Consider the following 23,318-nt stretch of genomic DNA (forward strand, 5'->3'; position numbering starts at 1 on the left):
CCCCAGTGGCGGAGTTGAGCGACTGGACCTGTGAGTTCAACGAGCTTGTCATGGGGTCGCCCGACTCCCCCATTTCGATCATGGGAGTTGACGGGCTTCTCTCGCTGCCGGATGTGCGGAGTTCAGACCTCACCCTTGTCCAGCGCAACGGACTGTGGGCGGGAACGGACTACTTGAACGGGCGCACCGTGACCATGACGCTTGAGGTCTACGGCAGCACACGTGATGAGTTCACGGACGCACTGAACAAGCTGCAGGCGGCTTTCATGCCGGGTGTCGCTGAATCGCCTTTCCGGTTCAGGTTCCCAGGCGCAGCGGCAGACCAAACGGCGTACGTCATGGCACGCGTCCGTAAGCGGTCCGCTCCCCTTGACCTGAACTTCGCGTACCTCACAGCGAACATGGCCGTTGAGTTGTACGCCACGTCTCCGTACATCGTCGGCGACATGGCGCGGACCGTGAGCGTACGGAGCTACGAACGGGAACAGTTGCCAACTGGTCTTGTTCTTCCCGCGGTTGTTCCGTGGACGATTCAGGGGCAGGGTCCTCAGCCGGCCGACCCAGTAACCCGGTTCACGCAGTACGGCAGTGTCGCGGCGCTGCCCACGGTGCTCATTGAGAACGCCGCTTCCCCCTCTCTGATAGACGACGTCACGGGACGCTACTTCAGCTTGGACTATGACGGCACGGTGTTGATTGACTCCGCCGCCCAGACGGTTACGAACGCTCAGGGTGAGGACGTGGGCGGGCGCATTTCCGTTGGGTCGACGTGGCCGGAGTACGGGCCCGGTGAGCACCGTTTGAGGCTCCGCAGTAGGGACGAATACACAGCGGCTACGGCTGCAATGACGTGGTCGGATAGGTGGGTTTGATGAGTTCCTTTGCATGGTTTCAGGACGGTGTTGGCTACGGCGCTGCGGAGCTTTCGACTTGGCAGGGGCTAACCCATGTTCGTGGGTCGCTCAAGCATGTCTTCAGGTCGACGTCTGAGTTTCTGGCGACCCCCAACCTGACAAACCGCACGGTGGCTGTTGGCTCCGGCAACGTGCTGATTGGTGGTGTGACGGCAGGCGGAACCTGGGCGTGGTCGAGTGGCGAGACCCTCAACGTTCCGACAGCTTCCAACGACAATCCGCGTAAGGACTTGATCGTTGCTCGCCTCACCACTGCCGCTGTGGACGGCGCCAACGGGCTTGCTATCGAGCTGATTCAGGGCGCCCCTGCCGCTGCCCCCACAGCCCCCGCACGCCCGGACAACGCCGTTGCACTGTGCGTTGTGGATGTGCCGAAGGCTTCCACCACGTTCAGTATCACGGTGACACGCCACACGGGTCAGTACGCGGACCAGGCGGCTTTGGCGAACGGGCATCTTGCTATCGGGTGGCCGAACGCTCAGCTTCCCTCAGCTGCGGGATTCCCAACGGGTTTCACGCTGTACGACGTGCTCACCAATCAGCGGTGGGTACGCACCAACTCCGGCACGTGGCACACGACGGACTTCGGCCCGTGGCTGACGTGCACCCTTCTGAATTTCCAGAACGGCGACGGAGTGAACGTGACGACGTCCGGCACGCTGTACGTCCGTGAGTCCTCTGTTGGCTGGGAGTTCTCGGGTCGGGTCGACTTCTCCCCCACCTTCACGGCCTCTGGGCTCATTGCGTCTATCGCATCGATCCCTTCAAGCATTACGCGGCCAACACAGCACACCTACGGAACAGTTGGCCAGACGTGGGGAAACACCCGAAGCGGAAACGCCCGTGTGGCCTACACGACGTCGGGCGGGTTTGAGCTTGGCATTGATACGTCGGCTTCAGCGCTGTACGTGAACGTTCAGCTCAGCAAGTCACCTTGGAACACGGCCGGTTAACCGACTCCCTTCATATAGGTAGGGGGTACAGCCATGCCTGAATACAAGGTTCTACAGGTAGAAGCCCGCACCGGTGACGTCATAGCGACGTTGCCGGTTACCGGCATTAGCTACGGCGAGTCGTTGAACGCAGCGGGAACGGCCACGGTCGGTATGCCACTTGATGCTGCTGACCCGGAGACGCTGAGCCCTGGGCGCGCTGCGCTTGTCGTCACTCGCGACGACTCCCCTGTGTGGGGCGGCATCGTTTGGACGGCAAGCGCCGACCTTTCAGCCGGAACGTTGGCGCTGAATGCGTCCGGATGGCACAGCTACTACAGCGCGTGCTATCTGGGCGGGTGGGTGCCATGGGAAACGGGTCCGCTGCCCGGCAAGTGGCTCGGGTACAAGGGCAAGAAGGATCAAGCCCTTCTTCTCAAAGACTGGATTACGTACGCCAACGACAACGGCGGCATTGACACGGACACTTCGCGCCTCACCACAACGGGGCGCATTCGCTCGCGTGAGTGGGGCTTCTCAGAGTTCAAGAACACTGCTGAAGCGATCAACGAGCTTGCCGACGAAGACGGTGGCTTTGACTTCCGGTACGAAACCTACTGGCGTAGCAAGACGCGCATAGGGAACCGGATTCTGAAGTCTCCGCGGGTCTCGCTCACGTTCCCGACGCTGACGCACGCCGTGAACGCTGACGTGTCCCAGGTCGCTTACGACGGCAGCAAGCTCGCAACTCGCGCTTGGGCGTTCGGCGCGGACATGGGTACCGGCCTGAAGCCGTACGCGTCCAAGATCAATGTTCTTGATACGCCGACGCTGACTCAGGTGGTCACGTACGCCGACTTGAAGGCGACAGCAGACCTGATTCCGAAGGCCGCTGCCCTGGGGGCTGTGGGGCGTCAGGTCATCGCGATTCCGACGCTGAACCTGTATCCCGGCGTGTTCGATCCTGCCGCGTTCCTGCCCGGTTCATCTGGCTTCGTGAATGTCGACTCCGGCTATGTCCGCTTGCTTGAAGAGTTCGTGATCACAGAACGGCGCGTTGAAGTTGACGTCAATGGCACAGAGGTGGCTTCGCTGTCTCTGGCGAGTAAGGAAGTGTTCGCTAGTGGCGATTCAAGCTAACGCGCTGCCGCCCTCACTGATTGCGGAGCTGAACGAAATGAAGCGCCGGCTGACGGCGTTGGAGCGGAAGCCGAAGTTGGGCAGCGTGAACGAGCGCTTGCCGTACGGGTCGATTCAGTCGCCTTCACTTGAGGGCACTGAAGGCAACATTGAGCACGCGCTTGGCACGATCAATTCAACGGGGCTGAATCAGCCGGTACTTCTGTGCGCAATCCCGTTCCACATTCCCCAGGGCGATAGCGGTCCGCTTGATGTGTCGGTGACTTTGTGGATTCGCGACATGGTCACCAACGGCAAGACGGCAGAGATCACGCTGACGAAGGCCAACGACACAGCGGCTCCGAACCGGGGCTTTACGCAGACGATTACTTGGTCTTGGCGGCACCCTCAGCCGATCGGCTTTGACGACTCGAACGAGTGGAAGGGCTTTGCCGTCGAGTACCGCGTGAACAAGCGCGTCACGTACGGGGGCGAGTCGCTGACGGTCGGCATGGGCAACCCGCTGCTGATTACCGGTGTGCCTGACGGTACGTACCTAGAAGAGAAGACCAACGGCAACCCGCGCATCGGCGGCACGCTCACACCTACGGATGGGGGGCCGGTGACGTGGGGGTGACAGATCTCGTGGGCACCGCGGAGATTGTTGGCGGCGCTGCGGTCTTCCTTCTGTTTGTGTACCGGCAGGTGAAGACCGGAACGCGCGACGCGTGGCGAGAGGCTGCGGAGTCACAGGCTTCCCACGCTGAGGCACTTGAGAAGCGCGTCGGCTCGCTTGTCGAGTCCGTTGAGGCACTCCGACTTGAGAACACGGCCCTTCGTAACGAGGTGGCGGAGCTGCGCAGCGAGAACCGTGAGCTTCGCGAGCACATCGACAGACTGATTGGGGGCGACGGCGCGTGAGCATTCCCGCTGCAATTCCTACCGTCCGGGTCACAGCTAAGTACGTCGGCCCTGACGGTCGCTCGCTGAAGGGCACGGTGACGTTTACCGGTCCTGGGCTTCTGACGTTCCCGGAATCCAACCTGTTCATTGCGGGCCCGGTCGTTGCGTCGCTTGATGAACGGGGGCAGGTGATCGATGCGGCCGGCAACGTTGGTATCCGCTTGCCTGCCACCGATTCGCCGGACATGAGCCCTTCGGGTTGGGCGTACACGGTGAAGGAGAACCTCACCGGAGTCACGGGCGCGCGCACGTACGCGATGCTGCTACCGAAGGACACTCCGGGCGGCATGGTCGACCTTGCCGACATTGCGCCTTCTGACCCTTCGACGCCCAACTATGTGCCGGTTGTTGGGCCCGAAGGTCCCATCGGGCCTGAGGGAGCCTTGGGCCCCGTGGGTCCGCCTGGGCCGATCGGTCCGCAAGGTGTGAAGGGTGATCCGGGTAACGGCTCCGTCGACAGCGTGAACGGGAAGCTCGGGCCCGATGTTGAGCTAACCCCGGAAGACGTTGATGCGCTCCCGAAGTGGGGCGGGCAGATTGACGACGGAAGCCTTTCCCTGAACTCGACGGCAGTCGGGTACCGAACTCTGTCGTTCAAGACAGCGAACGTAACCCGCTGGGCGTACCAGGTCAGCAACTCCGCAGAGACAGGTGCAGACGTCGGCTCGAACTTTGAGCTGAGCAACTGGTCCGACGCTGGGGTGTGGAAGTCATCGGTTCTGTACGGCAACCGTGCAACGGGCGGCTTGGGCGTCGGCACGAACACTCTGGCCACGGGCGCGAAGCTCACGGTTGCGGGTCCTGTTGCGCTGCGGAATGCAGCAAGTCCCCCGGCGGCATCCTCAGCTACGGCGATCGTCTACAGCGAAGCCGGGCAACTGAAGGTGGTGCAGTCGGACGGCAAGCGCCACACGATCGGCAGCACGGACGGTCTGATTGATGTTCGCGTGTACGGGGCGAAGGGCGACGGCACGACTGACGACGCTCCGGCTTTCCGGGCGGCACTTGCGGCGCTCTCCGCTCAGGGCGGCGGCACGCTGAGGGTTCCGGGCGGAACGTACCTCATGAACTCCGCGTACGGTGCGTGGCCTGCGCCCTGTCTGTACGTCCGCGACAACATCACGTTTGAGTGCAGCAACGGCGCTGTGATCCGGCGTGGGCTCACGATGGGCACTGCCCGGCTTGTGCAGAACTTTGACGGTACGGAGTCGAACGCCGGCTACGCCGGGCACAGCAACATCCGAATATCGGGCGGCACTTGGGACGGCAACGCACCAGACAAGGTCGACGCAGGCAACATGTTCGCGTTCGCCCATGCCAAGAACATCACGCTTGAGAACGTGCGCGTGATTGATCAGCCGAACAACCATGCAGTCGAGTTGAACGCCATCGACGGCGCACGCGTGGTCACCTGCCGCTTTGAGGGCAGCGTGCCTAAGCCGGGTAGCCCCCAGACCACTGAAGCCATTCAGATTGACGGCGCATTCGGTGACGTGGGGCTTGAGGGCGGCTTGCCGTACGACAACACGTTCAGCCAAAACATCGTGGTGGAAAAGTGCTACACGAGCGCTTCCCCCAAGAACGGTGCATGGGGTGCCCTTGTCGGCTCGCACGCTGGGGTTGCTGGGGGTCAGTACCGGCGCATCATCGTCGTGAACAACACGATTGACGACACGTTGGTGTACGGCATCCACGCGTACGACTGGTACGAGTCGCAGATTGCCAACAACACGATCTACAGCACAGCCCCGGCAACCTACCGGTCCGGTGTGCGCGTGACGTCCGGCAAGACGAAGTGTGACGGCGTGCTTGTGACTGGCAACGTCCTGAACAACACAGGCGGAGTCGGGTACGGAGCCATTGAGGTTGAGCAGCTCAGCGGCGCAACGCTCGCGGGCGGAATCACGATCTCAAACAACATCGTGAGCGCGTACTCAGGCGACGGACTCAGGGTCACTGCTGACGCACCACAGATCAACATGAACCTGATTCGTGCCGCGAAGGCGGGTGCGGTGAACGGAATCAACATCGTTGAGGACGGCTCACACGGCAACGTCTCAATGAACCGGGTCACGGGCAGCGTCGCGAACGTCATTCCCGCCGGAACCATCGGCGGACTCAACGACCCGGCATCCATCAACCCCGCCTAAAAGCCCACTCGCGTAGCCCCTCAGCAAGACCGCTGGGGGGCCTTTTCATGCCCAAACTCAGGAGAAGCACGCATGAGTGTTTTCGAAAAGGTCGTGTCCATAGGTAAGGCCGAAGTCGGGTTCCACGAAGGACGGTCCGGCGGACATTGGAACAACAAGCAAAAGTACAGTCCCGCCGTTCCTGGGCTTGAGTGGTCCGACTATCAGGCGTGGTGCGCAACGTTCGTGGCCTGGGTCGCCATGAAGGCGGGTGCCGCTGACCTGTACCCGCGTACCGCGTCTTGCGCCGTTGGCGTTTCGTGGTTCCGCAACAAGGGGCGCTTCAGCGCGTACCCGGCGGTGGGCGCTCAGGTGTTCTTCGGCAACGGCGGAGGGGCGCACACGGGACTCGTGTACGCCTTTGACGCTGACTACATCTACACCGTTGAGGGCAACACGAACGACGGGGGCAGCGCTGAGGGTGATGGCGTCTACCTGAAGAAGCGTGCACGGCGCGATGCCTACACGTACGGGTACGGCGTTCCCGCGTTCGCCGGCCTTGTGTCCGCTGACCCTCGCTGGGGTGGCAAGTCGTCGGGCAGCGTGAAGGCTCCGGCCAAGCCCGCCGCGAAGTATGAGCCGTTCCCCGGAGCCACGTTCTTCAAGGGCGAGCCGAAGAGCGCGATCGTCACGGCCATGGGCAAGCGTCTCGTTGCTGTCGGTTGCTCCGCGTACAAGGAAGGTCCGGGCGCCCAGTGGTCGGACGCTGACAAGGCTTCGTACGCGAAGTGGCAGAAGAAGCGCGGATTCACGGGCACGGACGCTGACGGTTGGCCGGGCAAGTCCACATGGGACGCGCTGAAGGTTCCGAAGGTCTAAGGGGGCGCAATGGGTGATCACAGCAAGCCGGACAGCGGGGGCAGACTCCGCGCACTACTGGAGTGGGCGAAGGCTCACCCGAAGGTGGTTACGTCCGTCGTCGTTGGCGTGGTGGGTGTCGTGACTGCCATCAAGCCTGACTTCCCAGGCGCCACGGTCCTAGCGATCGTTCACGGCGTGCTCGGCGTGTAGGTCACCGACTCCCTTCCTGGCAAGCGAAAGCAACCCAGGAGGGGAGTACGGAAGTGGCTTACTACCGTCACGTTGGTCTGATCGGTCGCGCTCAGGTGGGCAAAGACACCATGGCCGGGTTCATGGGCCAGAGGTACGCCTACCAGCGAATCGCTTTCGCCGACCGCTTGAAGGCCGCAGCGCTGGACGTGAATCCGGTTGTGGGGTTCGCAGTGGGGGAACCGGTCCGGCTTACCGAAGTGGTGCGTCTGGGCGGTTGGGAGTGGGCGAAGGCGACGTACCCGGAAGTGCGCCGGATGCTTCAGCAGTACGGGCAGACGATCCGCAAGACCGACCCCGATTTCTGGATTCGGGCGGCAACACCTGCCATGGATGCCGTGCGGAGCCTGAACCTGCCCATGGTCGTCACTGACGTCCGATACATCAATGAGGCGAACTACCTTCGCGCGAAGGGCTTCAAGCTCATCAGGGTCACGCGCCCGACGGGTGGCCTGACTGGTGCCGCTGCCAGGCATGACAGTGAGACGGAGTTGGATCGGTACCGCGCTGACCTGACTGTCGCGAACACGGGAACGACGGCGGATCTGAGTTCCATCGTTGACAGCTTGCTTCTGCGCGGCTGACGAACTTGCCCCACCTGAGCCTTCACGGGCTTGGGTGGGGCTCTTTGTGTTTCCGGGCTCACCTACTCACTGTGAGTAGGTTGGACACGGCAAGATCACTCCGCTAGGGTCGGCAGCGCAAGAACGACGGTATCGAAGGGGCGGGAAAATGAGCGCTGTAAGTGCACCCAAGGGGTACCGCACCTTCTACCTAGGTAAGGGCTCGGTCGTGCACGCAGCGCAGGACAGCGACACTGCGACTCTTTGCAAGAAGCCGCTCATCACCGTGAGGCTTGCCCACTCCCCTTATGTCTCGTGCACCCGATGCATGAAGGTCGCTCACTCCCTCAACACTTCCGCTGAGAGCCCCACCACGAAGGCGAAGGACACCATGCCCCCGAAGAGCAAGTCTCCCGCGAAGAAGCCTGCCGCGAAGAAGGCGACCGCAAAGCCGACCGTCGATGTGGACGCCGTTACGAGTGACGTTCATGCGCTTGTTGATCAGATCAAGGCAATCAAGGTGGCGGATGACGACGCGGAGAGCAAAGCCGCGGGGCTGAAGTTCGACGCTGAGGCGAAGATTCTCAAGCTCCCTACTCATAAGCGCACTGCCCTGCGTAAGGCGGTGCGCGATGCTGTCGAAGCTGTCACAGCCGCGAAGGCGGATCTCCGAGCGGCAACGAGTATTGCGCTTTCGGATGACCCGATGGAGTGGGAAGGTCTTCCGCCCCTGATCGCCCATGGCGTCAAGGAAATGCGCAAGGGTGTTGACGCGGGGCTTCAGCTCACGTCCGCTGGGGAACAGGTCGCGAACGTACTCCTGACAATTCGGCAGCATGTTATCGACCCGGAAACCGGTCTGCCGGATCTTGTTTGGCGCTTGAAGGTCACCCGAAACTCTGCGAGCAAGGTGTACAACGACGTCCTCAACGAGATCGCTGAAGACGACGAAGACCGTCTTGCCTCCCACGCCTCCCTGATCAAGGCGACGAACAACAAGGCGAGTGACGTTCTTGTTGAGTGGCTCCGCGGTTACCGGCGCGAGAGTGCCGAAGACATGGAGCTGTTGCGTGAGCTCTACCCCGCTGCCGTGGACGCTTGCGAGGCGGACGAAGACCTGAGCCCCGAACAGGCGATTCGTGATCTGTACGCCGAGCATGGCATTGAGCTTCCGGTTCGGGGGCGCACAGAGCACCAGCGGCTTACTCGCCGAGTCGACAAGATCCTGAAGATCACGAAGGAGCTTGAGGCAGCGCAGGACGAGAACGACACCGAGACGGTTGAGACGAAGCAAGCCGCAATCGACGAACTGAAGGCGACGCTTCCGGAAGACATGCTTGAGCGCCTGGGCGAGACGCACGAGAAGACCGACGCGGAGAAGACCGAAGACGCGCTCAAGCACGCGTGGAAGTCGCTTGAGACGGCAGGCAAGCGCGCGAAGACGCTGAAGGGTGCAGAGAAGCGCAAGGTCAAGACGCAGATGTACAAGAAGATCCGGGCCTTGGCCGAAGAATTCGATCTCGACCTGAGCAAGCTCGTGCCGTCAGACGACAGCGAGTAACCCACGCGTAGTACCCGGAGCCCCGTCGGTCACGAAGGCCGGCGGGGCTTCGTCACGTCCAAGACCACAGCGCAAGGCTTTGACCTGGGCTTAGTGATGAAGTGACGCTGTGACTTCAAATCAAGATTCACCTAAGACTTCTCTAAGAGCAATCCGGATCTGACGGCACTGCGTCCCTCCGTCACTGGTCACCGACTCCCTTCAAGTCGAGAGAGACCAACGAAGGGAGCGACCTTGCCGAAGGTACGCACTATCTACCGTGGCGGTAGCCGGTTCTATGTCCATCCGGAAGACCGCGAGATCGTCCATCCCGGCGTGACGTCGGTTATCGGCATGCTGCCGAAGCAAAACTTTCTCGCCCCGTGGCAAGCGAAGATGACCGCTGAGCTTGCGGTTGACTCGCTCGACTTCATCGCGGAAATGGCTCAGCGGGACAAGGTCGGAGCCGTCGACTACCTGAAGGGTGCCGCGCGCCGGTACACGAAGGTTCGCGCTGACATCGGCAGCGAGGCACACGACCTGTTCGAGCGCCTTATCCGCGGTGAGCACGTGGGGCGGGTACGGGCGGATCTCGAACCGTACGTTGCTCACTTCCGTGAGTTCATGGCTGCCGTGAACCCCCAGCTCGTTCGCGCTGAGGACGTCGCATGGTCGGACACGTACGGGTACGCCGGATCGTTCGACGTCGTCATGTACGTATGGCTCGACGAGAACGGAGATCCGACCCCGGACCGTTCCGGCGAGAAGCATCTGATCATGGGCGACTGGAAGACCAGCAAGAGCACGTACCCGGATGTGGCGCTTCAGATGAGCGCCTACATGAACGCCGACTTCATCATTGATCCGGACGGCAACCGCGAGCCCATGCCGGAGTTCGACGGCGCGGCAGTGCTCCACATCACGGATGAGACCTGGGCGTTCAAGCCCGTCGTCACCGACGCTGCCGTGTTCGCTGAGTTCCTGCGGCTCCGCGGCACGTTCGATTGGGACCGTGACCTTTCTCGGAAGGTGATCGGGAAGCCCATTGCGAAGAAGGTGGGCGGCAAGCTTCAGACCGGTACGCAGCGGAGGGCGCGTTAGTGGCGAGCACCACGGGCACCATCAAGGACGCGTACACGCATGGCGGCACAGTGACGCTGCACATGGACCCCGTGTATTGCGACGTGACCCGACCCTTGGCCGCTGGACTGTCGCCGGATGAGGCGCGTCTTCTGGGGCTCAAGCTCATTCGCCTTGCCGACAAGGCCGACGAACAGGAGTGGTGACGTGACGGGCCCCAACTGTTTGTGCAACCCCCAGCGGTCTGGGCTCTGCCCGAACTGCGGCAGGTAACCGACTCCCTTCAGGGCCAGCACAAGCCCGCAGATGAAGGAGAGACACCCTTGAAGGACTTTCTGAAGGTCGCCGGAGTCGCGTTCGTGCTCGCCATCCTGGGTCTGTTCGCGTCCGCGTTCCTGGTCATGATCCTTGTGGGCATGTGGCACGGGCACAACGCCGCGATTCCTACGCTGGGCTTCGTTGACGCCATGTTCGGCGTGGGCCTGGTGGTGCTGCTCGCACTCGTTGTCTCCCCTGCCACGCGCGACTAGCGCCACTCCCCCACACGTAGCCCCTCAGCGCCTTCACGGGCGTTGGGGGGCTTTCGTGCGTTCCGCGGTAGGTCACCGACTCCCTTCACCAAGAGAGACAGAGCAAAGCGGCTGGACGGGAAGTGTTCGCGCCTTCCCGTCCACCTACCAAGGGAGCAACCCACCTATGGCACAGAACGTCAACCTGTGGGCGAAGGACCCGGAGAACAAGCCGAAGGAACGTCAGAGCTTCTCTGACGACACCGTTGGCCGGCTGCACTCCGGCTACATGGACGAGACGGGTCGGAAGCCGAAGCCCGTCGCGCTTTCGGAGTGGCGTTTCAGCACGGGTGAGAAGACCGTTGCGGACGCTGTTGCCCAGCTCTTCGGCGGCACTCCCGCAGAGAACGAGGAGTCTCCTTCGGAGAACTTCATCGACGTCTTCACCGATGCGGCGAAGGTGCCCGTCATCATCGAGCATGACGGCATCCACTCCGACATGAAGCAGTGGGTCAACGGCAAGCTCATCCACCACTGCGACGGGTACGAGTTCGTGAGCCCCGAAGAGAAGGCGGGGCAGGAGTGCGGTTGCCCGACGCTGTTTGATGAGCGGAAGCAGGCAGCGAAGGACTACCAGGGCCCGAACCCGTCCATCACGGTGACGTTCCGTCTCGCTGATGACCCTGAGCTTGGCCTCTTCAAGTTTCAGACGGGTTCGTGGACGCTCGCGAAGGTGCTTCACGAAGCGCTCGACGCTCAGGACCGTCTTTCCGGCGCCCCCGCGCTTGCGCATCTCGTACTTGAGTACGTGGAGTACACGCCCAAGAAGGGGCCGATGCGCAACAAGCTCGTGAGCTACACGAAGCCCGTAATCAAGATCGTCAAGGCGTACAACGACGCGATTGCGGACGCTGCCGAGTGAAGAAGCTTGACGCGTCGGAGCCGTACAACTGGGCGCGCGCGCTTCGCGGAGCGGCAGACGAAACGGTGAAGGCTCCACTGTGGGAGTTCCCGCCGGAAGCCGCTACCGCAGTCCTTCATGAGCGGCGTGTCCGGTTCGGTGTGCCGACAGCAGACGACTTTGACCCGGAGTACCACTAGTGGGCAAGCGAGGAACGGTCACCGACTACGCAGGCGAAGCCCTGTACAAGGGTGACCTCATCAACTACGCAACGCGCTGCGGGAATCGTGCGCGTGCGACGGACGCAATCATTCTCGACATTGAGATACGGAACGCGTACGGCAAGGCGATTGCCTTCCTGAAGGTTCAGCCTACGGGCGTCGATTCCGGCTATGGCCTGGGCGAGCGGAAGACGCTGCGCAAGGAATGGGTCAGCACCGAACACGTACGCCTGTTGCGGTCGAGCGTGACGAACTAACCACCAACTGACGACAAGCCCCGGACGGAGCACTGAGCTTCGCGCCGGGGTTTGTCGCGTTTAAGGCACTCACGGTGAGTAGGTTATGGCGGCAATTCTGATAGGCCCTGACATTGTTCCGGCCCTGGGGGACGTGCGCGCCCTGGGCTACGGAGACACCATCTTTCTGCGCAAGGGTTGGGCTCAGCGTCCGGACGGCGGACGGTACGCCGACGCTATCGGCTCCGCGATTCAGCGGGGCGCTGACGTTCGGTGGGTGCGTCTTGCGTCATGAACCCAAGTGCCCATGCAAGGCGTGCCGGGACAAGCGGCGGAAGGCGCACATCAAGCGCTACTACTCCAAGCTTCCCCCGGACAAGCGCCACGAACTGACGCACAAGAAGCGTGCGAAGGCGTACGGCGTTGAACATGAGGCGTACAGCCGCACGGAGATCATGCGCCGTTGGGGCTACCGCTGCGCCTACTGCGACGCGAAGGCCACTCACCTTGACCACGTGCACCCCCTGAGCAAGGGCGGGGCCGACAAGGCTTCCAACATGCTGCCCGCGTGCGCTGACTGCAACTTGTCTAAGGGCGCGAAGACGCTTGCCGAATGGGCGGAGACCTTCAGCCGGCGAACAAGTCACCGACCCCCTTCTAGGCCCACGAAGGCAACTAGAAAGGCGCTTCCGTGGACTTCGTGAGCTTGCTGGACCGATTCAAGGACGTCAGCGAAGAGCCGGACGGCGGATATCTCGCCCTGTGTCCGTCTCACCCCGACTCCCGACCCTCATTGCGTATCTGGCGTGGTGACGACCTGAAAGTACGGCTGACTTGCCGTGCCGGATGCGACACGGGCCACGTCGTGAACGCTGCGGGACTCCGTTGGGCGGATCTGTTCAACGCATCGGGTGAGGGTGCGACCGTAGCTAAGGAGAAGCCGCAGCTTGTGAGCGGGGCTCCGGTGACCCGACTCCGCATGTACGTGGACGAGACGTCAGCGCTCATTGGGTCCTACCGGGACGAGTACCCGACTGCTCAGGTTGCCCGCGATTACCTGAGCGCGCGTTTCGGCGTGGACGGCGAGACAGCCGCGGGCCTGGGTATCGGGGTGGACGCGGGTCCAGAGACTGACGGTCGGATCTCGGAATCCTTCCCGTACCGCTCCCCCTCCTTCCGCCGCTTCCCGCGCCTCACCGTTCCGCTTGTGGGCTTTGACGGAGTCGTGCGCGGGCTTCAGGGTCGGGACCTGAGCGGCAAGTGCCCTGGGCGGTGGCTGAGCCTGAGTAACCCGAACGGTCAGCGCTGGGCTCCGTATGGAGTTTTCCGGAGTGACGCCGGGTACGGCGTAATCCTGATCACTGAGGGTCCGGGCGACGCACTTACAGCCGTGTCCGTGGGGTATGACGCTGTAGCCGTGCGCGGGGCTTCTCTGGTCAACAATCCGGAGCTTGTTGCCGAGTTGGCCGCTGGGCTGAAGGGCTCGCAAGTCATCGTGGCCGGAGACAACGACACGGCAGGGAACGGGTTCACACTCCGGCTGTCTGAGGGGCTTGCCGCTCACGGGATCGATGTTCACACGCTCGACATTCCGCACGACGGGGACGACCTGACGGATTGGCGTTCACGCGATCGTGACACGTTTCCCGCGCACCTTCATGCCGCTGTGAAGTCGGCGCGTCCCGTGAAGGATCGTGCCACCGCGGAGAAGGAACACCGACGTGCGGAGGTTGCGCACCGTACGGGCGCTGTGCAGATTTCGAGTGATCAGGGCAGCGAAGCCGCGCGCATCCTGGGCGAACTTGTCACCACCTACGGCGAGTCGGACGCGATGAACGCGCACGCGCTTGTTGCGTGGACTGACGGGCGGATCAAGTACGCGTCAGGCCTGGGCTACTTCGTGTGGGACGGCTCGACGTGGGTCAAGAGTGCGACTCGCGTGCGTCAGGAGATCCACGCCATGGGTGCTGCCCTGGTGCTCGCCGGATGCCTGCCTGAAGCGCGCGGGTTCACCATGACTTCGCGCATTGATGCCCTGATGACGGAGCTTCGTTCCGTGCCCAGCGTCCATGTGGAAGCCGAAGAGTTCGACGCGAAGCCCCACCTGTTGAGCTTCCGTAATGGCGTGGTCGACCTTCGCACGGGGCAGCTTCGGGCACACGACAAGCGCGACATGCTCACGGTCACTCTGCCGCTTGAGTTCGACGCGCACGCCCCAGCTCCGCGCTGGGAACAGTTCATGTCTGAGATCTTCCCCAGCGCTCCGGACCTAGTGACGTACCTTCAGCGGCTCGTTGGCTACGGGATCACGGGCAGCACGTCTGAGCAGTGCTTCGCTGTGTTCTGGGGGAAGGGCGCGAACGGCAAGTCGGTGTTCACGGACACGCTTACTGAGGTCTTCGGCGGCATCACGAAGACAACTCCGTTCGCAACCTTTGAGGACAAGGGCAACGGCGGGGGCATTCCTAACGACATTGCCGCGTTGAGGGGTTCACGTCTCGTCATGGCTTCTGAGGGCGAGTCGGGTAAGCCCATGTCTGAAGCCGTCCTGAAGCGCATCACGGGCAAGGATAAAGTCACGGCGCGCTTCTTGCGTCAGGAATTCTTCACCTTCGCGCCTACCTTCCTGATCATGCTGGCGACCAACCACAAGCCCAAGTTTCGCGGGCAAGATGAGGGATTGTGGCGCAGGGTCAAGCTCATTCCCTTCGTCCGATACTTCGCGCCGGAAGAGCGGGATTACAACCTTGACCGCAAGCTTCTCGCTGAGCGCGCGGGCATTGTGGCCTGGGCTGTGCGTGGCGCCGTGGAGTGGTACGCGAACGGGCTGAAGGACCCGGACAGCATCACGACGGCAACGCGGGAGTACCGGGCGACGTCCGACGCGCTCGCCGGCTTCTTCCCCGGAATCGTGGCCACGGCCAGTGATGACGTCATGCTTCCGGGCGCTGACGCGTACAACGCATACCGCGATTGGTGTGAGGCCGAAGGGCTGAAGAGCACAGAGGTTTGGTCCCGCAAGGCTTTCTACGGCGCCATGGAAGAGCGGGGCATCGGCAAGAAGAAGACCAACAAGGGCATTGCGCTTGTTGGTGTGACGCTCGATTCGTTGGACGCTGCCACGGGTCCGGGCATTTTCTCGCAGGACTGACACGGAGCCCCAACCCCCTCACAGCGAGTGGGTTGGGGCTTTTCGTGTACCCAGGTCACCGACTCCCTTCTAGGCCCACAACGAAGGGAGTGACGCAGTGCCGATACTCGAACTATGCGCAGGATACGGCGGTCTTGGTATCGCCGTAGAGAACCTGACAGGCGACAGAGTCACCGTCGTTGCTGAGGTTCACAAGGCAGCGTGCGAAGTCATGGCGTACCGGTTCCCGGACGCACCCAACATCGGAGACGTCCGAACTCAGACGTGGACGCCACTAGTTGGCGAAGTCGACACGATCACAGCGGGGTTCCCGTGCCAAGACATTTCGAACGCAGGAAAGCGTGAAGGGATCAAGGGTGAGCGCTCCGGAATCTGGTTCAACATTGCAGACGCCATACGGGTCATTCGACCCCGATACGTCTTCTTGGAGAACGTCGGAGCACTCCGAAATCGGGGACAAGCGGCAGTGCTCACATCGCTTCACGAAGTCGGGTATGACGCTGCGTGGACAGCTATACGAGCTTCCGACATTGGAGCTCCGCACATGCGCGAACGATGGTTCTGCGTTGCGACTCCTTCCAACTCCGACGGTGGCTGACGCAGATCGGGGGCCCGACTTCGCCAAGCGCGACCGTGAAGGGGCAGGGGGCGACGACCTTGTTACGGCGGTTGCTCGCCTCTTCCCGCGTGACCGCGCTGACACGCTCTTCAAGACACCGACAGCGAACCTTGCCAACAACGGCAGCGCCCAGCATCCGGACAAGCGCAAGGCAGGCGGACACGGCCCGACGTTGGAAGATGAAGTGTGCTTCCTGTTGAACGTCACGCCTGACGACGAGTTGCCCGACGATGGGCCGCACTCCCCCGCTGAGTGGTGGAACGAGTTTGCCCCTGCCGTGTACCGGTGGGAGTGCATTCGTGGCACAGCGGCACCCGTTCCGGTTGTGCGTGGTCCGCGCGGTGGCGTGAAGCTTTCGCCGGAATTCGCCGAATGGCTCATGGGCCTTGAACCGGGTTGGGTGACTAGCGTTCCGGGGCTCACGCGCAAAGAGATGATTGAGCGCATCGGCAACGGTGTTGTGCCGCACCAAGCCTTCTACGCGTTCCGTGAGCTGAAGGCGACGCTCGACGCGCGCTAGCTAGTCACCGACTCCCTTCCTGGCACTCAGTGAGGAAGGGAGTTTGGTTCATGCGCACTATGCGCCACAACGTGGCAGGTGACATCGTCACGATTCGCATTCCGGAGACGGATGCGGACCTTCGGGAGTTCATGCACTGGGCGCGAAACAAGCCTGAGCTTGCGCTCGATACGGAGACAACAGGTCTCGATATATTCCGGCCCGGATACCGGCTCCGCACGGTGCAGTTCGGCACGGAGCACGAAGCTTGGGTCATCCACTATGAGCGAGGTGGCCGCTTCGTTGAAGCCGCGGATTACGTGCTCAAGCACTGCCCGCGCTTCCTGATCCACAACGCGCCGTTCGACTGGCTTGTGTTGGACGCGCACGCGGGTACGTCGCTTGAGTCGCTCGCCCCGCGCACGACGGATACGAAGATCAAGGCCACGCTCGTTGATCCACGCCAGCCGCAAGAAGGCGGCATTGGAACGGGTCTCAAGCCGCTCAGTGCCCTTCTCGTGGACCCGGCGGCAGCGGACACGCAGGGCGACTTGACCGCAGTGTTCCGAAGTTTGGGGCTCACGAAGGCAACGGGCTTCTCACAGATCGACCTTCAGCACCCGGTTTACAACCTGTACGCGGGGCTTGACGTCATCTACACGGCTCGCCTTAACCCGAAGCTTGACGCGGAACATGCGCGCCTGGGCGTGCGTCCGACGTTGGTTCAGTACGAGCACGAGATAGCACACATGTGCGCGTACATGCAGCGCGCTGGGCTTGTCCTTGATCTCGACTACGTGGACACGCTGCGCACGATGCTGCGCGAGGAAGAGGCCACACACAATCTCGTTGCCGCCCGCTACGGCGTTGAATCGGCCAACTCCGGCACTCAGGTGGCTGACGCGTTGTTGGCCATGGGCGAGACACTCACGGAGTTGACCGACGGCGGAGCGCTGAAGGTCGACAAAGCCGTGTTGCTCCCGCTCGCTGACCTTGACCGTGACTGGCAGCGCATCGGAGCACGCACGCCGAACCCGCTTGCCGAAGCCGTCCTGAGGGCGAAGCGCGCCGGTAAGTGGATGACGTCGTACGCCGACAAGTTCGCGGCGAACGTAGACGCGTCCGGGCGCATTCACCCGACTGTGCAGACCCTTGCCGCGCGCACGGGGCGTATGTCCATCACGGGCGACCTTGCCGCACAAACGCTGCCGTCGTCTGACTGGATGATCCGTCGCGCTGTGGTGGGAGACAAGCCGGATCACGTCATGGGGTCGGTCGACTTTCAGGCGATTGAGATGCGCGTCTTGGCAGCGTTGGCCAACGTCAAGCGCATGAAAGCGGGATTCTGTGACCCGCATCCGGACCCGGAGATCTACCCCAAAGGGTTCGACATTCACATGTACACGGCGCGCCTCATCAAGGGCCGTGACGCCACCGAACGGGACCGAAAGGTTTTCAAGGGCGCCGGGTTCGGCAAGGTCTACGGCGGCGGGATCACGACGATTGCGCGGCAGACCGGAGCCACTGAGCCTGAGATTGCGCGTGCCGTGTCGGAGTACGACCGCGTGTTTCCGGAGATCAAGCGGGCCTCTTCGCGGTGGCAGCGGGAGGCGCGCGGTACGGGCATGGTTACCGTCTCGGTCACTGGCCGGCGATTGCCCCTTGACCGTCATCGCGCGTACGCGGTCGTCAACTACCAGTGCCAGTCAGCAGCGCGTGACGTGCTCGGCCAAGCCATGATCAACATGCGTGAGGCGGGGCTTCTCGACTACATGAAGCTTCCCATTCACGACGAGATCGTGTTCAGCGCGCCGGAGTCCGAAGCGAAGGACGTTGCCCGTGAGTTCGAGCGCTGCATGACCATGGACCTCTTCGGCGTGCCCGTCGTTGCGAAGGCCGATCTAGGCGGGCGTTCGTGGGGCTCCCTGTACGGAGCCGACTTCTAAGCGGAACCGGACGGCCACAGACCGGAGTTCTGACACCCGGTCATTGATCACGCGCCGGTAACAATCAAAGGTACTCACGGAGAGTACGTCAGAAGTAGGAGAGAGGCCCCGCACCGATACATCTTCGGTATCGGGGCCTCTGGCATATGCGCAACCCGTACTCCCGAAGGCTGAGATGCCTGTTGCGCCTTCAAATTCACGGCAACTCCCCTACGCCCCGCCGGGTCTACCGCTACGCAAGATCGGACCTCGTACATACTCACGTGAGTAGGTACGAGCTATGTTCTGCATGCACGACGGACCGGAAGTGATCAGCCCCCGTCGGCAAGAGTCGGTGGCCGTTTGGTCGCCCCGCCATGCCCGAAAACGCATGCGGAACCTTGCCGTGAACAGGCGCTGACACTCCGTCACTTCGCCCTAGGTCACCGACTCCCTTCAGCGGATTCGAACCGACCTAGGGAGTCCCTCAGTGCTGTCTTTCGACACCATTGCCGCAGCTCAGACCAACGACCTTGCCGCCGTAGCTGAGGTCATTGCGGCAACCGAATCCCGCATCATCGTCCTTGCCGACAAGGCAGCACGCCGGATGGCTCCGCACGGTGGCGCCCGACTCGCCAACTACCGCGAAGAGTTCGCTCAGGTTGGCCGAATAGCCGTGTGGGACGCGCTGACCCGCTTCACCGACACCACGACGGAAGCCTTCTTTCGGTACATCTATACGACCGTTGAACGCACCCTCTTGGACGCTGTGCGCAGCGAGCGGAACGGCGGGGCAGGCGCGGACCCGGACGCTGTGAAGGTCTTCGCTTCCATGCTTGAAGCGGCAGACGGAGACGTGAGCGAAGCCGCGAAGCTCGCCCAGACCGTTCCTCCGAAGGGCAGGCGCCTGAGCGCTGAGCGTGCCGAAGCCGCCCGTCTCGCGTGGCAGGGTGCCGTGTCTATCGACAAGGTCACCGGGTCGGACAACGCCGACGCGAACGGGTCTCTTGCGGACACCCTGCGCGTGGTCGACGAAGAGCCGGATGGGGAGATCCGCCCGAAGGTGGGCCGTGGCGCTGTCGTTGAAGCCGTCAGCGTGCTTGAGCGGTACGTGCCCGTTCCGGCTGACGAGAAGACCCGCACGGCACTCACTGAGTCGCTTGAGGTTCTCACCCAGGGCATCGCGACCCTGACGGACGTTGAGGCGCTTGAGGACAGCGTGAAGGTTCCCAGCGATCCGGCGAAGCGCCGTTACGTGCTCGACGCCATGGCCATTCTTCGCTCCGCGGTATCCACTGCCACGGATGGCGCGCTTTCCGATGACCTGCGGGACGTCCGTGATGAGCGCATGGCTGACAGCCGCGAGAAGCACGCGCTTGTGAACGCATGCGTTGACTCGCTGGGTCCGGCTCAGCGTGACGTCCTCAAGCACTCCTTCGGCATCGCTGACGTCATGGACTTCGGTTGGGGCGACGGATGCGACATGGACGGACTCTGCGCGTTCCTCGGCATGACGTACGCCAACGTCAAGGCCCACCGGGGCAAGGGCCGCAAGACCTTTGCGAAGCGCTACGTAGCCGCTGTGAGCCTCACGGATGCCGCCCTTGCCGCGGAGCTTGAGTCTGCCGCCGCCGCGAACCTCACCAACAAGGGCCGCAAGTAGCCCCTTGCTTCCTGGGGCGGAGCTACCCGGTTCCGCCCCAGGTAACCGACTCCCTTACTGGCTCACGAAGGCAACGACGCAAGGGGAACGCAATGGTCTACCGACTTGAGAACGGCTTCCGCATCCGCACTGCCCGCGTGGGCAACGCCGTGGAGTTCGAGACGAAGAACGCGAACGGCGAAACGATCAGCACCGTTCACCGCACCCACGCTGAGGCTGTGCCACTCCTCAAGCGCCTCGCGCTCTCTGACTCGCTCCGCTTCATGCGGCAGTACGGCGGGGTTCATCGCTAGCACTCAGGGGCTTCGGTCCCACAAGCCCCGGTAGCTCAGCGGAAAGAGCACCCGGACCTAGGGCCCGCAAGGGTGAAACGGGAAGCCGCCGGTTCGAATCCGGCTCGGGGCACGCACCAAATTCCAACCTACTCACTGTGAGGAGTCTGGACCGTGAAGGTTTGGCGCGTTGGCCACGAATCGGCCCTTGACTGCGGATTCCCGTCCGGCCCGTACACGTGCAAGGGCATGGACCGGACCGAAGCTAACCGGTTGTGGGGCATGGCGGACGACCACTGCAACTACACCCACCCAAGCCCCAGGGCCGACCCGCTGTTGCGCAGCATCGCTTCCCATGAGCGCTGCGGGTTCGACTCGCGCGACGCGCTGAACACGTGGTTCGACGGTTGGACGGAAACGCTCAACGAGTGCTCGTTTGTCGTGTGGGAGTACGACGTACCGGATTGGGCCGTGCGGGTCGGCAAGTTCGGGCAAGTCGTCTTCATCGCTGACGAAGCCGTTCAGGTCAGCCGGCACAGCTTCAAGCCTGAGCAATTGGCGCTCTCCCTGTGAGTGTGCGGCACGAAGCCGCCGGTTCTCACATCGGCGGCAACTCCGACGACGACTAGCTAACCCACTCACCGTGAGTGGGTTTGGAGAGACGGTCATGTCTGACGCAAACCCTTTCCTGAACCTCAGCCCCGCTGCCGTGGACGTGCTCGACGACATGGCGGACGCATGGGCAGACAAAGACAGACACGGCGAGTTGACCGGAGAACTGATCTACGGCCCGAAGAAGCTCGCGGCATTCAGCGAGTTGCACACGCTGATCAACGAGGCGTGGAGAGCGCGCGTCAAGTTCGGCAACGTTGAGGAGATCTCAGAGTGAAGAAGCCCACCGCCGCCCTTGCCGTTACCGCCTTGCTCGCTGCCGCCGCACTGACCGGTTGCGGCTCCGACGACGATACGGACTGCACCACCTTCACGTCAGTCGCCATTGTCGTTCCGGCTCCGAAGCCCGCTCCCCCGGCTCCGAAGGTTCCCAGCGCTCCGAAGGTGAAGCCGCCCCAGGCTCCGCCCGCTCAGCCCAATTCGCCCCGCACACACACGACCTGTTGGGAGGACGAAGACCAGTGATCAATGCCGTTCTGTGTGGTCTGCCTGGGCACGGCGTTGGGTTGCGGACTTGGCTTCCGTTCCGCGAGGAGTGCTGGGCCGCTGACGTTGAGCCCGAGTTTGTGGACGTGACGACGTACGACTCACGCGCCGATACCGTTGAGGTTGTGCCGACCGTGCGCGTGTACGCGGATGCCGACCCGTACGGCGCTGTGCTTGCCGAGCATCGGGGCGCAGCAACCCGCGAACAGATACGCGCGCTTCTCGAAAGGGGCGCTGTCCTTGCTGCCTGAGATTCCAACGAAGAGCGTCGGTTCGCCGGTTGACGTTCTGGGCGCTGAGCTTGTACGCGATAAGTGGCGTGACGGCGAGCTTCGGACTCGCGTTCACGGCGCTCACGTTGCGGGCGGCAGTAGCTACGGCAACGAGATCATCATTGCCGACCGTGACGCGCTGAAGCGCCTGATCGATGACCTTCAGGGCTGCTACCGCACATGGCCGCATTGACGGTACTCACGTGAGTACCTTAGAGTCTCTCCTGTCAGCACAACGACGGAGGGGAACACCATGGAAGACTTCTTGATCGTCTCTTGCGGGGGTTGCAGCACCGACATCCGGGTCACCCCGAAGCAGTGGGCGAACGACGATACGGCAGACTGCCCCAACTGCCCTGCGGGCGCAGACCTGAAGCACGCGAGACGGCACGCGTAAGGCACCAACGAAGCCCCCGACCTACTCAACGCGAGTAGGTCGGGGGCTTTCATGTTTGCCACAAGGGAAGCCCTCTGTCGTTTCCTACGAAGATCGCTTCACGTAATCACGATCACTACTCTCTGGCATATGACCGATCCGGAGCGTACTGTCCTTCGTACAGTCGTTCGACCCAGGCGCCTCTGTGGGCGCTTTGCTCCCACGACTGCTCAGAGCGCTTGATGGTTGTACAACCTGGGGAGGGGTGTTTATCACCCCTCACGGGTGATACACGTTCACCACACAAGCCACACCATTGGAAGTACAAATTCCGCCATGGGGGGCGCACATGCACGACGTACCGTTCACACTTGCACTGACCGTCTGGGTCCCATCCGGCGCTGCGCGTGCATGGCTTCCGTGCAGTCTCCTCGGTACGTCCATGACGGAGGAGTTGGTCAAGTCGTGTGACGAACTCCGAACTGTGATCGGAGCGCACGGCCGTTTGGTCGCCCGCATCCTCAGCGCCCCAGCGGGCCACCTGTACAGCGGATTTCGCATCATCGGGCGCCGGAGAGACACAGGGGTTCTCGTCGCTGGATCCGAGTGGGTTCGGTCGCGCGAAACGCACCAACTCATTCTGGGCGCAGGCATCTTCACGGCGTGCGAGTGGGTGCATGGGCAAGACCATGCGCTTGTCGCCTAGCTGCTACGGAACATTGCATTCCGAACGTCCTGCATATTCGGCCACACGGCCGTAGCTCATTGAACTCGAAACAAAAGTGTGGGGGAACCATGCGCAAAATCACGTTCGCGGCGTCAATGGCGACGTCCGCGGCCTTCGCGCTGGGTGTAGGGGCACTGACCTTCAGCGACAACGGGAAGCCCGCTGAGGTCACGACAGCACCCGCACCCATCGCAACCACACCAACTCCGGCGCAAGCGTCCACAGCGTCCCCCAGCGCTGCTACTGCGAAGGCCCCGACTTCCCCCGGCTCCACGCCGCCTACGGCCGTAGCACCCAACGTCGTCAGCATCCCTCAGCCGGCTCAGGCGACCCGCGAAGCGACCCAGGCGGCACCCCGGCATGCGAAGCCGTCCAGCGCCCCAGAGAAGCCCAAGACGGCGACGAAGAGGCCGAAGCACGCAAAGAAGCCGAAGGCGGG

24 protein-coding genes and 1 tRNA gene are annotated in these 23,318 nt (G+C 62.6%); all 25 read left to right on the forward strand.

The window, feature by feature from the left end:
- Nucleotides 1–5 precede the first annotated feature (5 nt).
- The 25 genes from AB0O76_RS04660 (at nt 6) to AB0O76_RS04780 (ending at nt 21,969) form a co-directional block, all read left to right on the forward strand.
- Nucleotides 6–872, forward strand: a complete 867-nt coding sequence (locus AB0O76_RS04660) for a hypothetical protein (protein WP_365485391.1) — start codon at nt 6–8, stop codon at nt 870–872.
- Nucleotides 872–1,867 (forward strand): hypothetical protein, encoded by a 996-nt coding sequence (locus AB0O76_RS04665; protein ID WP_365485393.1) that lies wholly within the window; start codon nt 872–874, stop codon nt 1,865–1,867. The genes AB0O76_RS04660 and AB0O76_RS04665 overlap by 1 nt, the downstream gene beginning before the upstream one ends.
- Nucleotides 1,868–1,900: 33 nt before the next feature.
- Complete coding sequence (locus AB0O76_RS04670) at nt 1,901–2,986, forward strand: hypothetical protein (RefSeq protein WP_365485395.1); 1,086 nt, start codon at nt 1,901–1,903, stop codon at nt 2,984–2,986.
- Nucleotides 2,970–3,602 carry a hypothetical protein gene (locus AB0O76_RS04675; protein WP_365485397.1) on the forward strand — a complete coding sequence of 211 codons (633 nt, stop codon included), beginning with the start codon at nt 2,970–2,972 and terminating at the stop codon, nt 3,600–3,602. The genes AB0O76_RS04670 and AB0O76_RS04675 overlap by 17 nt, the downstream gene beginning before the upstream one ends.
- Nucleotides 3,599–3,886 carry a cell division protein ZapB gene (gene zapB / locus AB0O76_RS04680; protein ID WP_365485399.1) on the forward strand — a complete coding sequence of 96 codons (288 nt, stop codon included), beginning with the start codon at nt 3,599–3,601 and terminating at the stop codon, nt 3,884–3,886. The genes AB0O76_RS04675 and zapB overlap by 4 nt, the downstream gene beginning before the upstream one ends.
- Complete coding sequence (locus AB0O76_RS04685; protein WP_365485401.1) at nt 3,883–6,078, forward strand: glycosyl hydrolase family 28-related protein; 2,196 nt, start codon at nt 3,883–3,885, stop codon at nt 6,076–6,078. The genes zapB and AB0O76_RS04685 overlap by 4 nt, the downstream gene beginning before the upstream one ends.
- Nucleotides 6,079–6,150: 72 nt before the next feature.
- Nucleotides 6,151–6,936 carry a peptidoglycan-binding protein gene (locus tag AB0O76_RS04690; RefSeq protein ID WP_365485403.1) on the forward strand — a complete coding sequence of 262 codons (786 nt, stop codon included), beginning with the start codon at nt 6,151–6,153 and terminating at the stop codon, nt 6,934–6,936.
- A gap of 245 nt (nt 6,937–7,181) precedes the next feature.
- The gene (locus tag AB0O76_RS04695) at nt 7,182–7,751 is read left to right on the forward strand and encodes a hypothetical protein (protein ID WP_365485405.1); all 570 of its coding nucleotides are present in this window, start codon (nt 7,182–7,184) and stop codon (nt 7,749–7,751) included.
- A gap of 148 nt (nt 7,752–7,899) precedes the next feature.
- A complete protein-coding gene (locus AB0O76_RS04700) occupies nt 7,900–9,291 on the forward strand; it encodes a hypothetical protein (protein WP_365485407.1) in 1,392 nt (463 codons plus the stop codon).
- Between the two features lie 234 nt (nt 9,292–9,525).
- The gene (locus AB0O76_RS04705) at nt 9,526–10,371 is read left to right on the forward strand and encodes a hypothetical protein (RefSeq protein WP_365485409.1); all 846 of its coding nucleotides are present in this window, start codon (nt 9,526–9,528) and stop codon (nt 10,369–10,371) included.
- Nucleotides 10,371–10,556, forward strand: a complete 186-nt coding sequence (locus AB0O76_RS04710) for a hypothetical protein (RefSeq protein ID WP_365485411.1) — start codon at nt 10,371–10,373, stop codon at nt 10,554–10,556. The genes AB0O76_RS04705 and AB0O76_RS04710 overlap by 1 nt, the downstream gene beginning before the upstream one ends.
- 117 nt (nt 10,557–10,673) lie before the next feature.
- Nucleotides 10,674–10,880: a hypothetical protein gene (locus AB0O76_RS04715; protein WP_365485412.1), complete on the forward strand. Its 207-nt coding sequence runs from the start codon at nt 10,674–10,676 to the stop codon at nt 10,878–10,880.
- Nucleotides 10,881–11,046: 166 nt separating this feature from the next.
- A complete protein-coding gene (locus tag AB0O76_RS04720; protein WP_365485414.1) occupies nt 11,047–11,781 on the forward strand; it encodes a hypothetical protein in 735 nt (244 codons plus the stop codon).
- 178 nt (nt 11,782–11,959) lie between these two features.
- Nucleotides 11,960–12,238 (forward strand): hypothetical protein, encoded by a 279-nt coding sequence (locus AB0O76_RS04725; RefSeq protein ID WP_365485416.1) that lies wholly within the window; start codon nt 11,960–11,962, stop codon nt 12,236–12,238.
- A gap of 434 nt (nt 12,239–12,672) precedes the next feature.
- Nucleotides 12,673–12,921, forward strand: a complete 249-nt coding sequence (locus AB0O76_RS04730) for an HNH endonuclease (protein ID WP_365485577.1) — start codon at nt 12,673–12,675, stop codon at nt 12,919–12,921.
- Complete coding sequence (locus tag AB0O76_RS04735) at nt 12,909–15,368, forward strand: phage/plasmid primase, P4 family (protein ID WP_365485418.1); 2,460 nt, start codon at nt 12,909–12,911, stop codon at nt 15,366–15,368. The genes AB0O76_RS04730 and AB0O76_RS04735 overlap by 13 nt, the downstream gene beginning before the upstream one ends.
- A gap of 97 nt (nt 15,369–15,465) precedes the next feature.
- Nucleotides 15,466–15,966, forward strand: a complete 501-nt coding sequence (gene dcm / locus AB0O76_RS04740; protein ID WP_365485420.1) for a DNA (cytosine-5-)-methyltransferase — start codon at nt 15,466–15,468, stop codon at nt 15,964–15,966.
- Complete coding sequence (locus AB0O76_RS04745; RefSeq protein ID WP_365485422.1) at nt 15,959–16,507, forward strand: DNA (cytosine-5-)-methyltransferase; 549 nt, start codon at nt 15,959–15,961, stop codon at nt 16,505–16,507. Before dcm ends, AB0O76_RS04745 begins: the two co-directional genes overlap by 8 nt.
- Nucleotides 16,508–16,557: 50 nt before the next feature.
- Nucleotides 16,558–18,432, forward strand: coding sequence for a DNA polymerase (locus AB0O76_RS04750; protein WP_365485423.1), 1,875 nt, complete (start codon nt 16,558–16,560; stop codon nt 18,430–18,432).
- A 469-nt stretch (nt 18,433–18,901) separates the two neighbouring features.
- Nucleotides 18,902–20,074: a hypothetical protein gene (locus AB0O76_RS04755; protein ID WP_365485425.1), complete on the forward strand. Its 1,173-nt coding sequence runs from the start codon at nt 18,902–18,904 to the stop codon at nt 20,072–20,074.
- Between the two features lie 92 nt (nt 20,075–20,166).
- Nucleotides 20,167–20,367 (forward strand): hypothetical protein, encoded by a 201-nt coding sequence (locus tag AB0O76_RS04760; RefSeq protein ID WP_365485427.1) that lies wholly within the window; start codon nt 20,167–20,169, stop codon nt 20,365–20,367.
- A gap of 24 nt (nt 20,368–20,391) precedes the next feature.
- A tRNA-OTHER gene (locus AB0O76_RS04765) sits at nt 20,392–20,479 on the forward strand.
- Nucleotides 20,480–20,520: 41 nt separating this feature from the next.
- Nucleotides 20,521–20,919, forward strand: a complete 399-nt coding sequence (locus tag AB0O76_RS04770) for a hypothetical protein (RefSeq protein ID WP_365485429.1) — start codon at nt 20,521–20,523, stop codon at nt 20,917–20,919.
- A gap of 94 nt (nt 20,920–21,013) precedes the next feature.
- Nucleotides 21,014–21,235 carry a hypothetical protein gene (locus AB0O76_RS04775; RefSeq protein WP_365485431.1) on the forward strand — a complete coding sequence of 74 codons (222 nt, stop codon included), beginning with the start codon at nt 21,014–21,016 and terminating at the stop codon, nt 21,233–21,235.
- A 443-nt stretch (nt 21,236–21,678) separates the two neighbouring features.
- A complete protein-coding gene (locus AB0O76_RS04780; RefSeq protein WP_365485433.1) occupies nt 21,679–21,969 on the forward strand; it encodes a hypothetical protein in 291 nt (96 codons plus the stop codon).
- Nucleotides 21,970–23,318: the final 1,349 nt, after the last annotated feature.

This window comes from Streptomyces sp. NPDC086554, assembly GCF_040686095.1.
Lineage (GTDB): Bacteria > Actinomycetota > Actinomycetes > Streptomycetales > Streptomycetaceae > Streptomyces.

What these genes read in the sequence shown, in the direction of transcription:
- AB0O76_RS04665 (WP_365485393.1), top strand. Translation starts at nt 872, where the DNA reads ATGAGTTCCTTTGCATGGTTTCAGGACGGTGTTGGCTACGGCGCTGCG.
- AB0O76_RS04670 (WP_365485395.1), top strand. Translation starts at nt 1,901, where the DNA reads ATGCCTGAATACAAGGTTCTACAGGTAGAAGCCCGCACCGGTGACGTC.
- AB0O76_RS04690 (WP_365485403.1), top strand. Translation starts at nt 6,151, where the DNA reads ATGAGTGTTTTCGAAAAGGTCGTGTCCATAGGTAAGGCCGAAGTCGGG.
- AB0O76_RS04700 (WP_365485407.1), top strand. Translation starts at nt 7,900, where the DNA reads ATGAGCGCTGTAAGTGCACCCAAGGGGTACCGCACCTTCTACCTAGGT.
- AB0O76_RS04720 (WP_365485414.1), top strand. Translation starts at nt 11,047, where the DNA reads ATGGCACAGAACGTCAACCTGTGGGCGAAGGACCCGGAGAACAAGCCG.
- AB0O76_RS04730 (WP_365485577.1), top strand. Translation starts at nt 12,673, where the DNA reads ATGCGCCGTTGGGGCTACCGCTGCGCCTACTGCGACGCGAAGGCCACT.
- AB0O76_RS04750 (WP_365485423.1), top strand. Translation starts at nt 16,558, where the DNA reads ATGCGCACTATGCGCCACAACGTGGCAGGTGACATCGTCACGATTCGC.
- AB0O76_RS04760 (WP_365485427.1), top strand. Translation starts at nt 20,167, where the DNA reads ATGGTCTACCGACTTGAGAACGGCTTCCGCATCCGCACTGCCCGCGTG.
- AB0O76_RS04775 (WP_365485431.1), top strand. Translation starts at nt 21,014, where the DNA reads ATGTCTGACGCAAACCCTTTCCTGAACCTCAGCCCCGCTGCCGTGGAC.